This is a genomic window from Sanguibacter sp. 25GB23B1 (genome assembly GCF_040012415.1).
Taxonomy (GTDB): Bacteria; Actinomycetota; Actinomycetes; order Actinomycetales; family Cellulomonadaceae; genus Sanguibacter.
This window is the reverse complement of the sequence record NZ_JBDYKL010000030.1, coordinates 45,424-58,928: the sequence shown is the minus strand read 5'-3', so window position 1 is coordinate 58,928 and position 13,505 is coordinate 45,424. Positions and strand designations below refer to the sequence as shown.

Sequence of the window (13,505 nt, the reverse complement as noted above, 5' to 3'; positions counted from 1 at the left end):
GATGGGGGGATGGCTCGGGGTCGGGATCGGGGTCCGGCTCCGTGGGTGCGGGTCAGAGCGTGATGGCGAGCTTGCCTCGGGCGTGCTCGTCCTCGAGCTGGCGGATCGCTGCGGCGGTCTCCGCGAGCGGGTAGACGCGCTCGATCACCGGCTTCACGTCACCCTTCTCGATGAGGCCGGCGAGGTACGCGAGGTCCGCCGAGTTCACCGACTCCGCGAGGTTCGTCAGCCGCTGACCCACGAACACGTTCACCAGCGCCGCACGGATGATGAGCGGCATCGGCCCGAGGAGCTTCCCACCCCCACCACCCGAGAGCACGAGCGTGCCGCGCGGAGTCAGGGCTCTGCGCAGTGCCGTCAGCGACCGGTTCGCGACGAGGTCGAAGACCACGTCGTACCGCTCCCCCGTCCGTGTGAAGTCCTCGCGGGTGTAGTCGATGACGCGGTCGGCGCCCAGCTCCTGGAGGAGCTCGACGTTGCGGGTGCTGCACACCGCCGTCACCTCGGCGCCGAGGGCCCGGGCGATCTGCACCGCGAACGTGCCGACGCCGCCCGACGCCCCGTTGATGAGCATGCGCTGGCCGGCCTTCACGCCACCGCTGTCCCGCACCCCCTGCAGCGCGGTCAGCGCGGCGAGGGGCACCGCGCCCGCCTCCTCGAAGGTCAGCGACGCGGGCTTCGCCGCCAGGCTCGTCTCCTTGACGACTGCCAGCTCGGAGAACGTCCCAGCATGCATGTCGCCCTGCCCGTAGGCCTCGTCACCGACGCGCACCGTGGTGACCTTCGAGCCGATCGCCTCGACCACGCCGGCGACGTCCATCCCCCGCACGCGGACCTTGGGCGCCCGGATGCCGAATCCCACGAGCCGCATGAAGTACGGCTTGCCGCGCATGAGGTGCCAGTCGGCGGCGTTCACCGAGGACGCCCGCACGCGGACGAGCACCTCGTCGTCCTTCGGCACCGGGACGGCAACGTCGCGCAGCTCGAGGACCTCGGGCCCGCCGTACGTGTCCTGCACGATCGCCTTCATGAACCCGGCCCGCGACGCCACGCGCGCCCCGCCCCGCTCCGGCGCGCTCATTCGACGCTCCGCAGGATCTGCTCGACGGCCGCAGTCCGCGTCCGCAGCTCGGCGACGTCGGCCGCCGTGCGCTGCTGCGCGTCGAGGGTGTTCTCCGCGAGCCGCTCGTAGCGGCTGACGAGCTGACGCATGTCCTCGTCCTGCTTGGCGTCGATCTTCGTCTTGCGGAGCTCGAGGAACGTGGCGCACGCGGCGCCCACGAGGAACATGACGAAGACGAGGAGGCCGACGAACGCGGCCACCTCGGGTCCGCTCACGTCGCTGTCTGCACTGATGTAGTTCACGGGTTCTCCTGAGGGGTGAGGCCCTGGTCAGGGCCCGGTCGGGTGAGGGTGGCGGCCGCCGCGGCGAGCACGGACGGCGTGAGGTGCAGGTCGAAGCCGGTGAGCTCGAAGTACTTCATGGCCTTGCCCTCCTGCGAGAGCTCGAGGCTGCCGGCGACGAGACCTGCCGCCTCCAGCCGCTGCAGGTGCATGTGGAGCAGGGGCCGGCTGATGCCGATGTCGCGGGCCAGCTGGCTCACGTACTCCCGGCCGTCCACGAGCCGCGCGATGATCCGCAGACGGATCGGGTTCGCGAGGGCCGCCAGCATGAGGACCAGGTGATCCCCGGTCGGTTCGTCGTGTGTCACGTCACTCCTTGGTGTGTAAGAAGAGTCTTACAGGTGTCAGGAGACGTGTCAACAACTTCTTTCAGGTGCCCTCACCAGGCGAAGAGCTCGCGGTGCCCCTCCTCCCGCACGAGGACCGCCGCAGACGCGATGATCCGCTCGGCCATCGCGTCGGACACCCCGGGCAGGGTGGCGACGGAGACCGCGTCGGCCCGGGCGAGCGCCACGACGTCCGCGATCCCCAGCGCGCGCAGCTGCACGGCGCGCGCCTGCCCGACGAGCACGACGTCCGTCACCGGACGGTCCACCCGCAGCCGGGCGACGATCGCCGGCCCCCGCGACCCGTCGGCCACCGCGAGCGCCGGCCGGTCCGTCGCGGCGAAGCGTGGGAGCGCGACGGGCTGAGCGCGCAGGACCACCCGGCCGCCTGCCCGGACCCGGTCGGTACCGCACGTGGGGCACGGGGTCACGGTGACGGGTCGGCTGTCGGCCACCACAGCAGGTCGCCCGGAGACCACAGGACCTCGGCGTCCGCAGCCCTGGCAGTAGCAGGACTCGCCGTCGGGCCCGTCGCCCGGCGGGGTGGAGGGGCACAGGCCGCCCGGCGGGACGGGGACGGACTGCGGCGGCGCGGCGTCGACGACGACCCCGGCGCCGCTCGTGCGGACGTCGCCGGGTGCCTCGGACGCGAAGTACAGCTCGACCTCCGTCGCGTCGCCGACGCTCAGCGCGAGCTCCGTGACCTCGACCGTGCCGCCCGGCGGGACGACGAGCGACAGCGTCGCCTCCTCCGCTCCCTCCGGGACCACGCCGAACGCCGCGTGCGCGTCGAGGTCGAGCGGACCGAGGGTCAGCACGACGACGTCACCGACCTGCTCGCCCGTCGCCGCAGCGAAGGCCAGCTCGAGGCGGGCGCCGGGTCCGTCCGCGTCGCCCGGCGCCCCGAGACCCGCCGAGCTCGCGGTCCCCGCCACGCTCGCCGCGACGACCAGCGTGAAGTCCTGCCCGCCCCGGACGCCGACGCTCTGCGCGACCGAGCCCTCCGCACCGCCGGCGGCGCCCGCGCTCGTCGCCGTGAAGCCGCTCTCCGTCGGGGTCACCGTCAGGCCCGCGGACGGCGCGTCCCACGAGCTCGTCGTCACGGCCGTCGTCCCCGCGAGGCTCACCCGGTCGACGGCGAGCAGGGCGTCCGGCGTGAAGAACCGCACTTCGGCCTGGGTGGCCCCCGAGGGCGCGACGAGCACGCGCTCGTACCGTGGGACGCGGTCGAGGGAGTGCCCCGCGTCGGCGTCGAACACCGCGACGGCGACCCTGTCGGTGCGCTCGGGCGTGCAGCCGTCACCCCGCCAGCGCACCTGCGCGACGGCGCCGTCCCCGACGCTCACCGCGTCGAACGCGAAGCGGTAGCGTGCTCCCCCGGCGACCGGCACGACCTGGGACAGCGACGCCGGGCCGGAACCGACGGGCTCGCGCCTCACCTCACCGTAGCTCGGAGAGGTTCCGAGCAGCGCGAGGACCTCGCCCGTGCCCGGCAGGCTCACCGGTCGGACGCGGCCCGCCGTGAGCTCCCATCCGACCGGCAGCGCGTCGCCGACGGTGAGCAGCTCGCTCGTCAGCCCGTCGCTGCGCGTGACCACCGCGTGGGTGCCCGGAGCGCTGACCGCGACCCGGACCGTCCCCTCCCCGACGGGCGTCCCGACGCGGCCTGACCCGACGACCCGACGGCGCGACACGTCGACGGCGTCCACCCGGTCCTCGAGCGCGACGACGGCCATCGTGCCGGCGGCATCGACGGCGATCGCGTGCGCGAGGGCGCGTCCGCCGTTCGACGCCGGTGCGTCGAGCGGCACCTCCGACACGACGGTGAGGTGCGGGCCGAGCACCCGCACGCTCGTCGGGGTGAGGACGAGCACCTCGCCGGCGGCGCACGCGACCGCGACCGCGTCGCGCGACGCCGCCGCGGGGGCCTCTCGCGAGTCCCGCGCGCGGACCGCGGCGACGCTGCGGTAGGAGTACAGACGTGCGGCGTCGGCGCCGAGCGGGGCAGCCGCGAGCAGCACCACCGAACCGTCGTGGGCCGCCGCCAGCGCGACCGGGGCTCCCGGGGGGCGGTCGACCGGGAGCGCGTCCCAGTCGAGCGGCGCGCCCAGCGCCGCCTCCTCGAGCGCGGCCCAGCCGACGTGCCGCAGCACTCCCCCCGCCACGCTCCCGTCCGGGCCGGCCTGGTCCGCACCGAGGACGTAGACACCGCTCCCGTCGCCCGCCGCCGCGCACGCCACGACCGCCTCGGGGACGCCCACCGGCATCCCGACGCGGGACCCCGTCGTCGGGTCGACGAGCAGGAGCGTGCCGCCGCCCGAGCCAGCCTCGGTGCTGAACCCGGTCCCCGGGTCGGTGCCGACCACGAGGAGCCGCCCGGCGGGATGCCACCCGACCCCGGTGGGCACGCCCTCCCCGACCGTCGTCGCCAGCTCCCGCTCACCCGAGAGCACGTCGAAGGCGAGGAGGCGCAGGTCCACGCTGTCGTCCACCGGCCCGAGGACGACGGCACGCGTCCCGCCCGGGTCGAACGTCGCGATCGTGTGCGACGAGGGCCGCTCCACGACCCCCGAGCGCGTGGTCAGGGTGCCCGCCCGCCGCACAGCGCCACCGAGGCGGTACCACTCGGCGAAGGTGCCGTTCGCGACGTGCTCGGCCGTCGGCGGCACACCGCCCGCACCGGCGAGGACCGTGTTCACCGCGCCCGCGACGTCGAGCGTGGCGAGCTCGAGGTCGATCTCTCCCGTGCCCGCGAGGTGCTGCAACGACACCGGCACCTCGCCCGCACCGGAGCGCACCCGCAGCTCGATCGGCACGTGCGGGGCCGTCGAGACCCTGCGCAGACGCAGCGGAGCGGCGAGCGGGCTGCCGGCGTCGGCCCCCTCCCCGGCCGGGACGGCTCGCCACGACAGCCCGCCGTCGCGGGTCGCGTGGAGCGCAGGCAGCGGAGGGAGAGGCGCGATGCCCGCCGCCGCAGGAGCCGACGCGGTCCCGGCGTGCGCGCTCCACGCCGCCCGCCCCTCGGTCGCCTGGACGACGAGCCACGTCCGCCGGCCCACCGGCACCTCGACCTCGCGCGGCAGGGTGGTGCTCAGCCACGTCGGGCTCCCCGCTGTCTCGCGGGTGAGGGAGAGCGTCGCCGGGCGCGGGAGCCACGACGTGGATCCCGGCTTGCCGTCGAGGTCGTCGACGAGGTCCACCGCGAGCGTCGCGGACGCCGTCACGGCGACGAGCGGCAGGTCGACGGAGGTGGCGACCACGGTGCTGTCCGTGACGAACGCCTGCGCCACGCTGTGCCCGGCCTCGACGGGGACGAGCGTCACCCCGACCGTCGAGGCGGTGCCCGCGGCGGAGACTGCGTGGTCGGTGACCGGCCCGTAGACCACCTGGGTGGCGGCGAACGCGCCCTGGACGCGACCGGTGACGCCGCCGGCCACGACCGTGCAGCCCTGCGGGACGCGGACCGTCGTCGTCCCCGCGCCGTCGACCGGGATGCCGTCGTAGCGGTAGGGCGCCTGGGCGACCGGCCCGCCCGCAGCAGGTACCGCGAGCGAGAGCTCGAGATCGAGCCCCACGTCGAGCCGGGTGATCGCGTCCGAGCGGATGACGAGCTCGACGACCGAGCATCCGTTCTCGACGTCGGCCTGCGGGAGGAGCGCCTGGAGGAGGTCAGAGACGTCGGGAGTCGTCACCGGGCTGACGAGGTCGCCGAGGTGCGTGAAGAAGACCGGCCCGCCGCCGAACGCGAGGAGGACGTTGCTCGGCGGGGAGGAGACGCGCAGGGCCGAGAGGTCCGTGCCGCCGCGGGCGACCCGGAAGCCGGTGACGGTCAGGCCGGGGAGGTTCATGCTGTCGGCGAGAGCGAGCCGCGACGCGTCCGTGAACCCACCGTCCTCGTCCACGGCGAGGTAGCCGCCACCGAGGTCGACGAGGAACGGCGCGTGGACGGCCGCCACCGGTCCGAGCCCTGAGCCGGTCAGCCCGGCGAGCCGACGCCGTGCATGGAGGTCGACCTCGAGCGCGCCGGCGGTGACGACCTTCGTCGCGCCCCAGCTCCCGGGGACGGTGCCCGGCGCGAAGGTGAGCGTCTCGACGAAGCGCGCCCCCGCGTCCGTGCTCACGGGCGTGAGCGTCACGGTCGCCCGCGTGACGACCGCGCCGACGGGGATGCGGCGCAGCACGAGGCGCCGCTCGCGCTCGAACGGCGACCCCCGACCGACGTGCCGCGCCCGGACCTCCACGATGCCCTCCGTCAGACCTTGAGCAGGATCATGAGCTTGAGCTCGCGCTCGAACCGGCCGATCCCGTCGTCGCCCGGTTCGTCGTCGCCGGGGTCCAGGACGGGACCGTCCGGGTCGTTGATGTAGGCGCGAGCGCGCGCCTCGTCGCCCTCGTCGTGCACCGCTGGCGGGCGGAAGCCGAACGCCGTCCGGTTGTTGTCGAGGTGCTGGACGAGGACGTTCGCCGGGCGGGGGAAGCGCCGGAGGTCGTCGAGCCCGAAGAGGAGGTTGACCGTCTTGCGCGGGTGGACGATGAAGAGGATGTCGTCCCAGTCACCGTTGTCCTTGAGGCGCTTGACGTTCTGGTGCTCCTTGCAGCAGCGCTCGAACCACGGCGAGTGCGAGTACTGGTCGTCGTTGAAGCGGTCGTTCGGCGACGCGAAGAACGCCTGCCAGAACTCGGTCTCGAGGTCGTCGAGGCTCGACGTGTCCGTGTACTGGACGTCGTAGCGCGCGAGCATGTCCTTGAGCGGGATCCCGAGATCGGGACCGTCGGGCGGCTGGATGTCGATCGCCCGCCGCCCGCCGGACGTGTTCGGCACCCGGACGCGACGCTCCTCCGCGTTGCACAGGTAGAGGGTCGCGAACGACGCCCGGGTCTCGTCGTCCTCACGCGTGGCCACCTCGAAGTACTCGAGCTTGTACACGTCGACGAGCGGCGGCGTCCCGAGCCCGTGCTCGACGACCGTGATCTCCTCCCCCTTGAGCACCTTGAAGAGCTGTTGGTAGCCGGTCCGGCCCCGCACGTCGTCGAGCACGCGCTTGGTCACCTCGTCGGTGAGCGCCGCCAGGTCGAGGCCGTCGAGACGACCGGCGTCGTCGGCGCGCGCCACGTGCGTGACGGAGTCGGCGGCAGCCTGGGTGGTGCTGACGATGTCGTCGCGGATCTTGCGCTGCATGGCGTTCCACGCGTCCGCGGTGAGGATGTCGCCGGGCTCCTGCTCGACGTACGGCACTGATGTCTCGGTCATGATGATCCTTCCTCGAGCGGGCCGGGCCCGTCCTGGTGGGGCGGGAAGGCGGTGACGCCGTCCCGGGTGACGGTGGCGCGGATTCCCGCCGCCTTCGCGGTGCCGACCCCGACGGGGCTCGGCATGAGCAGGTCCTGGGCGAGGGTCGGCGCCGAGGGGCCGAGCACGGTGGCCCGGGCGTTCTCGAACCGGGTCCCGGGGTAGTGCACCTCGACGTCGTAGATCTCCGGACCGACGAGCCGGACCGACACCGAGACGTCGTTGCCCCAGGCACCCCGCGACGTCGCATGGACGCGGAGGAAGCCCGGTTCGAGCCCGGGCGCCGACAGGTAGAGCCGCGCGACGCCGTCGAGCTCGCCGTCCGGCCCGTCGCCGGGTGGGGCCCCGGGCTCCGACCCGACACCGCCGCCGACCTCGTCACGGCCCAGCGTGAGGTGCACCGGCGTGCGGAACGGCAGCGGCACCGGCCGCCAGCCGATGGGGACCGTCGGGACGGGCTCCGCCCGGACGAGGTTCGACCGCGCGAGCCGGGTCCCGATGAAGTCGGCGTCCGTGACCGGGTCGGTCACGACACCCGGCTCCTGCTCCGGCCCGGCGGAGCCGAAGCGGGCGACGTCGAAGGGCTCCCCGAAGCGGCGGTCGAGCTCCGCCGGCAGGTTCACCTCGAACGCCCCGGCCGTGTGCGCGTCCCACGTGACGTGCACGTGACCGGTCTGCTCGACGCTCGCGCTCGCGGCGAAGACCGCGGGGACGGCCGTCGCGGCGAAGCGGCTGACGTCGAACACAGCCTGCTCGGTGCACGGGCCGCCCGCGAACCGGTCCGTGTCGAACACGGCGGCATCGAAGCGCGCGGCGTCGCACTCGGTCCACGACCAGCGGTTGCGGCCGCGGCGCACGGTGAGCGCGACCACGCGTCCGTGGCGGGCAGCTGTGGTCCCGGGCGGCGGGTCCACGTGCACGGACCCGCCGGGCAGGGTGCGTCGCTCGCCGCGCTCGTCGACGTCGACCTGGACGCCGCCGTCGCTCAGCGGGAGGAAGGTGAGCCGTGCGCCGGCACCGACAGCCTCGGTCACGCGGACCGACCACCCGGCGGCGGGGTCGGCGAGCCGGGGGCCGGCGACGCCGTGCGTCGCGTCGAGCTCGACGCGGGCGCGGACGTCCGCGGAGCCCGCGCTCGTCAGGGTGAGCACGCTGCCGTGGGCGACAGCACCGTCCACGGTGGCGGTCGTCGGCGGGTACTCGACGACCTCGAGGTGGCGCAGCGCGAGGACGTCGACGCGGCTCGCCGGCCCGGTCGTGCGCGACACGAGCCGCAGCCGTTGCTCCGGGCTCGCCTGGGCGACGCCCGGCAGCGCGTCGTCGAGGGCGGCGAGCACCTCGCCGAGGAGGGTGGTGCGCGGCGTGACGCCCGCACAGTCGACGTCCACGGGCTCTCCGCCGTCCACCGACAGGCGCAACACGGACCGGTCGCCGAGATCGGCTGGAGCGAGGAGGTCGACCGTCCCCTCGACGACGGCGGGCGTCGGGTCCACGCCGCGGGCCTCCGTGTCCGCGACGCCGAGGATCGCGGGCGCCGCGTCGGGCGCGGTCGCCACGAGGACCTCGATGCGGCTGGACGGGCCGGCGGTCGGGGACGTGATCGCGAGACCGATGCCACCGGGGATCGGGGCCGTGGCGGCGTCGGCGGTCGTCGCGGACCGCACGGCCGCGGTGATCGTCGCGGAGTCGACGGCGTCCCGGGAGCCGTCCGGGACGGCGGCCGTGAGGTCGACGGTGACGGGAGCGCCGCCGTCGACGGCCACCCGCAGGAGGTGGGTGACCCGCAGGTCGGCGCCGCCGGTGAGGTCGACCACCCCGACGACCCGCGCCGTCGTGGCAGCACGTCCGGCGTAGCTGCGGTGCGTGACGCCCAGGACAGCGGCCGTCGCGTCCGTCCCCGCCGACGGCGGCTCGAGGACGAGCGCGCTCGCCACCCCGACCGTGGGGGACGTGAGCACGAGGTGCGACCCGTCGTGCGCCGCGACCGGCGCGCCCGCCCCGGCAGCGAGGAGCGCGGTGCTCACGAGCGCGGCGATCCGGCTCAGCGAGACGGTCGCGGTGCCGGTGCCGTCACCGAGGACGACGACGGTCGCCGGCCCACCGTCGACCGCCAGGCGCAGCGCCGCGTCCGCCGCGAGCTCGACACCGTCCGTGAGGTCGACCGTCCCGACGAGGCTCACCCCCGTCGCCGCCGCTCCCTGCACGACGACCGGCGGGCGTCCGAGCACCGCCTCGCGCGCGTCAGCCTCGCGGGGTGCCTCGACGCGGACCCGCGACGCTCCGCCCTCGGTCGGGTCGTGGAGGACCACCCGGCGGCCGTCGGTCGTGACCTCGAGGCCGGGGACCGCGTTCAGCGCGTCGACGATCTCGTCGAGCGTCGTGGCCCGCGCCCTCGGGCCCGCGCACGCGACCTCGACCGGTGCCCGGTCCCCGACGACCACCCGGAGCCGGTCGGCGACCGTGAGGTCGACACCACCGGAGAGGTCACGGGTGCCGGCGAGGCGGGCGCTCGTCGCGGGCGATCCCGTCGCGGAACGAGACGTGAAGCCGAAGAGGGTCGTGGCCGCGTCGTCGGTGACGCGGGCGCGCGTGACGAAGCGCCGACGCAGCGTCGTGCGCAGCGGTGCGACCTCGAGCAGGCCGGCGGCACCGGGCGTCGGCGAGACGAGGATGAGGTGCGCGCCGTCGTGCGTCGCGACGCTCGCGCCGAGGGCTGCGTCGAGAGCCTGCTCGATCTCGGCGACCGTGACCGCCGCGGGATCGGCGGCGTGCGTCCGCAGGTCGACCTCCACCGCAGGCCGACCGTCGACCCGCACGGACACCAGGTACCGGGAGGACAGGTCGACGTGCTCGGGGAGGTCCGCCGCACCCGTCACGCTCGCCGTCCGCCGCGGCGAACCCCGCCCCGACCGCGGCCGCAGACCGAGGAGGTCGAGCGCCGCGTCCCCTGCGGCCTCCTCGAGGACGAGGGCGCCCCCTGTGCCCGCTGTCGGAGAGACGAGGCTGAGCCGGTCGCCGTCGTGGGACGCGCACTGCGCGCCCAGACCCTCGTTGACCGCGGCGACGATCTCGGACGGCCGGGTCGACCCCGGGTCGACGCCCGCCACGTCGATCGTCACCGCGTCCTCCGAGTCGACCCGGATCCGCAGGGCCGAGCCCTCCGACAGGTCCACGCCGAGACCGATCGACCGGTCGGAGACGAGGCGCGCCGGGCGGGCGTCCTTCCCCGCAGCAGCCCGCGGGGCGTCGCCGAGGAGCAGCGCCGCCGCGGACTGGGCGGCCGGCTCGAGGACGACGACCGACCCGGCCGCCCCCGTCGTCGGCGACCTGAGCGTGAGGAACCGGCCGTCCTCCGTCGCGACCGCGGCCCCGAAGGCCGCGTCGATCGCTGCCGCCACGTCGGCGACGTCGACCGCCGCGGGATCGGCGGCACCCGCAGCGCAGTCGACCTCCGCGACGTCCTCGTCCACGAGGAGCCGCAGGTAGCGCTCGGCCCGCAGGTCGAGGGCCGCCGAGAGGTCCGCCGTCCCGGTGATGCTCGCACGCGTCGGTGCCGCACCGGCGTAAGTGCGCGGTCGCAGCCCCAGCACGAGGTCGGCGGCGTCGCCCGTCACGTCCCGCACCGCGACCACCGAACCGGCCCCGGTCGTCGGCGAGACGAGGACGAGACGGCCGTCCTCGATCCGGGCGACGTCGTCCCGCCCGAGCTTCTCGGCCAGCGCCGCGACGATCTCGTCCGGCGTCACGGCCGCCGGGTCCGCTGCTCCTTCCCGCAGGTCCGTCGGGATGCCGCCCTCGCCGTCGATCGAGACCGAGAGGATGCTGCGCTCGCGGAGGTCCACGCCGTCGCGGAGGTCGACGAGGCCGACGAGGACACCCGGCTGGGCGTCGGCGCCGACCGCGAGGACCGCCGGGAGCCCGAGGACGCGGGTCGCCGCGTCGACTCCCCGCGGCACCTGCGTGACGACGAGCTCCTCGGTCCGCTCCCACCACGTGTCGAGCGGCTCCTCGACGTGCAGTCCGAGCGTCGCAGCCGTGATGCGGACGATCCCCTCGACCGTGACGGTGCTCTCGAGCTGCGCCCGGACGAACCGCTTGAGGTGCTCACGGAACTCCTCGACGCTCTCGTCCGGCCGCGGCGCCAGCCCGTAGAGCGCGCCGATCCGTGCGAGGTCGAGGACCGCCGGGTCGCCGGCGTCCGCGAAGTCGACCCAGTGCGCACGCATGACGGCGACGAGCGCGTTCTCCGCGCTCTGCAGCTCGCCCCCGTACGCGTCGGCGAGCGCCCGCAGCGCGGACGGGTCGCCCCGCAGCCGGAACGTCGGCGGGAGGTTCGCGAGGATGCGGTCGGCCTTAGGCACCTCCGGCCTCCGTCCCGACGTCGGTGGAGTGCATGTCGAGGGCGATCCACCACGGCTCTCCGGCGACCGTGGCGAGCACCTGGAACGTGGCGGCGTCGAGGTCGGCGTCCGTCGCGGGCGCGCCGGCCCGCTCGGGATCGGTGGAGACGAGGAGGGAGCGGTCGGGGATGCGTCCGCCGCTCGGCGCCCGCGTCCCGGCGGCGGCGACCGCGCCGACGATCACCTCGCGCAGCGCGGCGGAGTCCGCTCCGGGGGCGAGCGTGACGGCCTGGACGAGCGCGTCGACGAGGCCGGCGTCGCCCTCCGGCCCGGCGAGGTCCGCCCGAGCGACGACGACGTCCGCGACGACTGCCTCGACGACGTCGTCCACGCCGCGGACCGCTGCGAGCAGTGTCGCGCCGTCGGCCGGGTCCCCGCGCGTCAGCCCGTCGACGTAGGCCGAGACGGCAGCGACGATGTCGGCGCGCACCTGGTCCTGGCCCGGCGCGGACAGCCCCGGCGTGATGACGGCCCGGACGCGGGGCGTGATGAAGACGTACCGCGCGACGAGGGTCGCGACCACGCCGGCCGCGCGCGTCGTGTGCACCGCGGCCGCGAGGCTGGGCAGGCGCTCGGGCTCCGCGTCGACGACGACCGTCACCGTGCCGGGCGCCGAGCGCGACGCGAGCGGGGACCCGGGGTCGAAGAACTCGACCGGGGTGCCGCGCCCCTCGCGGATGGCCCGGTCGAGCGCGGCGATCGTCGCCTTGCCGAGCGACCGCAGCACGGAGCGCGCACGGGTGCGCAGCTCGTCGTCGGTCTCGTCGGCCGCTGCCCGGACGGTCGCGTCGAGGTTGCTCACCGCCGAGATGCCGAGGATGGGCTGCGTCATCTCCGTGATGGTCCCCGCAGCGACGAGGCCCGCCTCCCCGGCGAAGCCGACGTCCGCCCGGGCCGGCACGTCGATCCGCACCTGGCCACGCTGGAGCGTCCGCGGCTGCGACGTGACGAAGAGGACCGCGCCGTCCAGCGACGCCAGCCGCGTGCCCGCCGGGATGGTGATGTCGCCGTCGAGACCCGCCGCGCGGAAGAACGTCACGAGGGCCTCGGCGTGCTCGGCGCTCTTGCGCGTCACGTCGAGGATCGCCACGACGTGGTCGAGCGCCGCACCCGTCGCCGTCTCGACGAACGCCGACAGGTACGCAAGGTTGATCTGCTCGTACACCGTCGCGATCTCGCGCCCCACCGCCTCGGTGAGCGTCCGCGTGACGGACCCGACGTTGGTGTCCGACAACGGCGAACGGCTGTCGACCTTGAGGTAGTCGACGTAGAACGTCGTCTCGTCGTCCGGGCGCGTCCCGTCCTCGAGCCACACGACCGTGTTCGTGTCCGTCCCCGTGAAGGCGAAGTCGATCGCGACGAGGAACGACCGCGGCGCCCCGTCGGCCGTCCCCGTGATGCGCCGGACGTCGACCGCCGGCTCCGCGAGCGGGTAGGTGAGGACCTTGACGTCGAAGATCACCGGCTCGTTGACGATGCCCCCGACCACGGACGTGAGGATGTCGTCGACGAGGTCCCGGAACGGCCGGTGGACGAGCCTGTCGGTGTCGATGTTCACAGCGCACCTCCCAGCGGGACCGGCAGGACGAGGTTGAGCTCGGTGACCCGGTCGATGGCGACGACGGCGGCACGCACGAGGATCGTCGTGCGATCGGTGGGGTGGGTCGTCACCGTGAGCGTGCGCACCTGCGCCACCCGAGGCTCCGCGGTGAGCGCCTGGAGCGCGTAGAGCCGGGCACGGTCGCGCGTCGCGGGCGTGTTCGGCAGCCCGACGAGCTCGTGGAGCCGGCTCCCGTACGTCGGGTGGCCCAGGTGCGCGAGCTCGCCGACCTCCGTGAGGAAGCGCAGGAGGAGAGCCTGCTGGAGGTTCTCGAAGCCCGTCACCGGGACGAGGTCGTCGTTGCGGACCACCTCGCCGGGCGTCTCGGTGGCAGCCGACGCGCGTGGTCCCACGACGAGGTCGGAGCCACGCTCGCGCTGCTCGGCCACCAGGAGGTTCCCGAGCAGGCGCAGGTCCGTCCCGGGCAGCTCCTCGCGCGCGGGCCCGAGGGTCGGGACGCTCATGATGACCTCCAGGGTCGGTGG

Annotated in this window: 8 protein-coding genes; all 8 read right to left on the bottom strand. The window is 74.9% G+C overall.

Going from position 1 to position 13,505, the window contains the following annotated elements:
* Positions 1–52: 52 nt before the first annotated feature.
* Positions 53–1,081, bottom strand: a complete 1,029-nt coding sequence (locus tag ABKW26_RS15420; protein WP_348594745.1) for an NAD(P)-dependent alcohol dehydrogenase — start codon at positions 1,079–1,081, stop codon at positions 53–55.
* Positions 1,078–1,365 carry a hypothetical protein gene (locus ABKW26_RS15415; RefSeq protein ID WP_348594743.1) on the bottom strand — a complete coding sequence of 96 codons (288 nt, stop codon included), beginning with the start codon at positions 1,363–1,365 and terminating at the stop codon, positions 1,078–1,080. The genes ABKW26_RS15420 and ABKW26_RS15415 overlap by 4 nt, the downstream gene beginning before the upstream one ends.
* On the bottom strand, positions 1,362–1,712 hold the full coding sequence (locus ABKW26_RS15410; protein ID WP_348594741.1) for a winged helix-turn-helix domain-containing protein: 351 nt from the start codon (positions 1,710–1,712) through the stop codon (positions 1,362–1,364). Before ABKW26_RS15410 ends, ABKW26_RS15415 begins: the two co-directional genes overlap by 4 nt.
* A gap of 71 nt (positions 1,713–1,783) precedes the next feature.
* Entirely contained in the window at positions 1,784–5,971 is a 4,188-nt protein-coding gene (locus tag ABKW26_RS15405; RefSeq protein ID WP_348594739.1) for a helix-hairpin-helix domain-containing protein, read from the bottom strand.
* An 11-nt stretch (positions 5,972–5,982) separates the two neighbouring features.
* Complete coding sequence (locus ABKW26_RS15400) at positions 5,983–6,981, bottom strand: hypothetical protein (protein ID WP_348594738.1); 999 nt, start codon at positions 6,979–6,981, stop codon at positions 5,983–5,985.
* Complete coding sequence (locus ABKW26_RS15395; RefSeq protein ID WP_348594736.1) at positions 6,978–11,381, bottom strand: hypothetical protein; 4,404 nt, start codon at positions 11,379–11,381, stop codon at positions 6,978–6,980. Before ABKW26_RS15395 ends, ABKW26_RS15400 begins: the two co-directional genes overlap by 4 nt.
* Positions 11,374–12,978, bottom strand: coding sequence for a baseplate J/gp47 family protein (locus tag ABKW26_RS15390; RefSeq protein WP_348594734.1), 1,605 nt, complete (start codon positions 12,976–12,978; stop codon positions 11,374–11,376). The genes ABKW26_RS15395 and ABKW26_RS15390 overlap by 8 nt, the downstream gene beginning before the upstream one ends.
* Entirely contained in the window at positions 12,975–13,484 is a 510-nt protein-coding gene (locus ABKW26_RS15385; RefSeq protein ID WP_348594733.1) for a hypothetical protein, read from the bottom strand. The genes ABKW26_RS15390 and ABKW26_RS15385 overlap by 4 nt, the downstream gene beginning before the upstream one ends.
* Positions 13,485–13,505: the final 21 nt, after the last annotated feature.

Bases quoted from the DNA above. Each gene is read 5' to 3' on its own strand.
- ABKW26_RS15420 (WP_348594745.1), bottom strand. From the start codon at position 1,081: ATGAGCGCGCCGGAGCGGGGCGGGGCGCGCGTGGCGTCGCGGGCCGGG.
- ABKW26_RS15400 (WP_348594738.1), bottom strand. From the start codon at position 6,981: ATGACCGAGACATCAGTGCCGTACGTCGAGCAGGAGCCCGGCGACATC.
- ABKW26_RS15385 (WP_348594733.1), bottom strand. From the start codon at position 13,484: ATGAGCGTCCCGACCCTCGGGCCCGCGCGCGAGGAGCTGCCCGGGACG.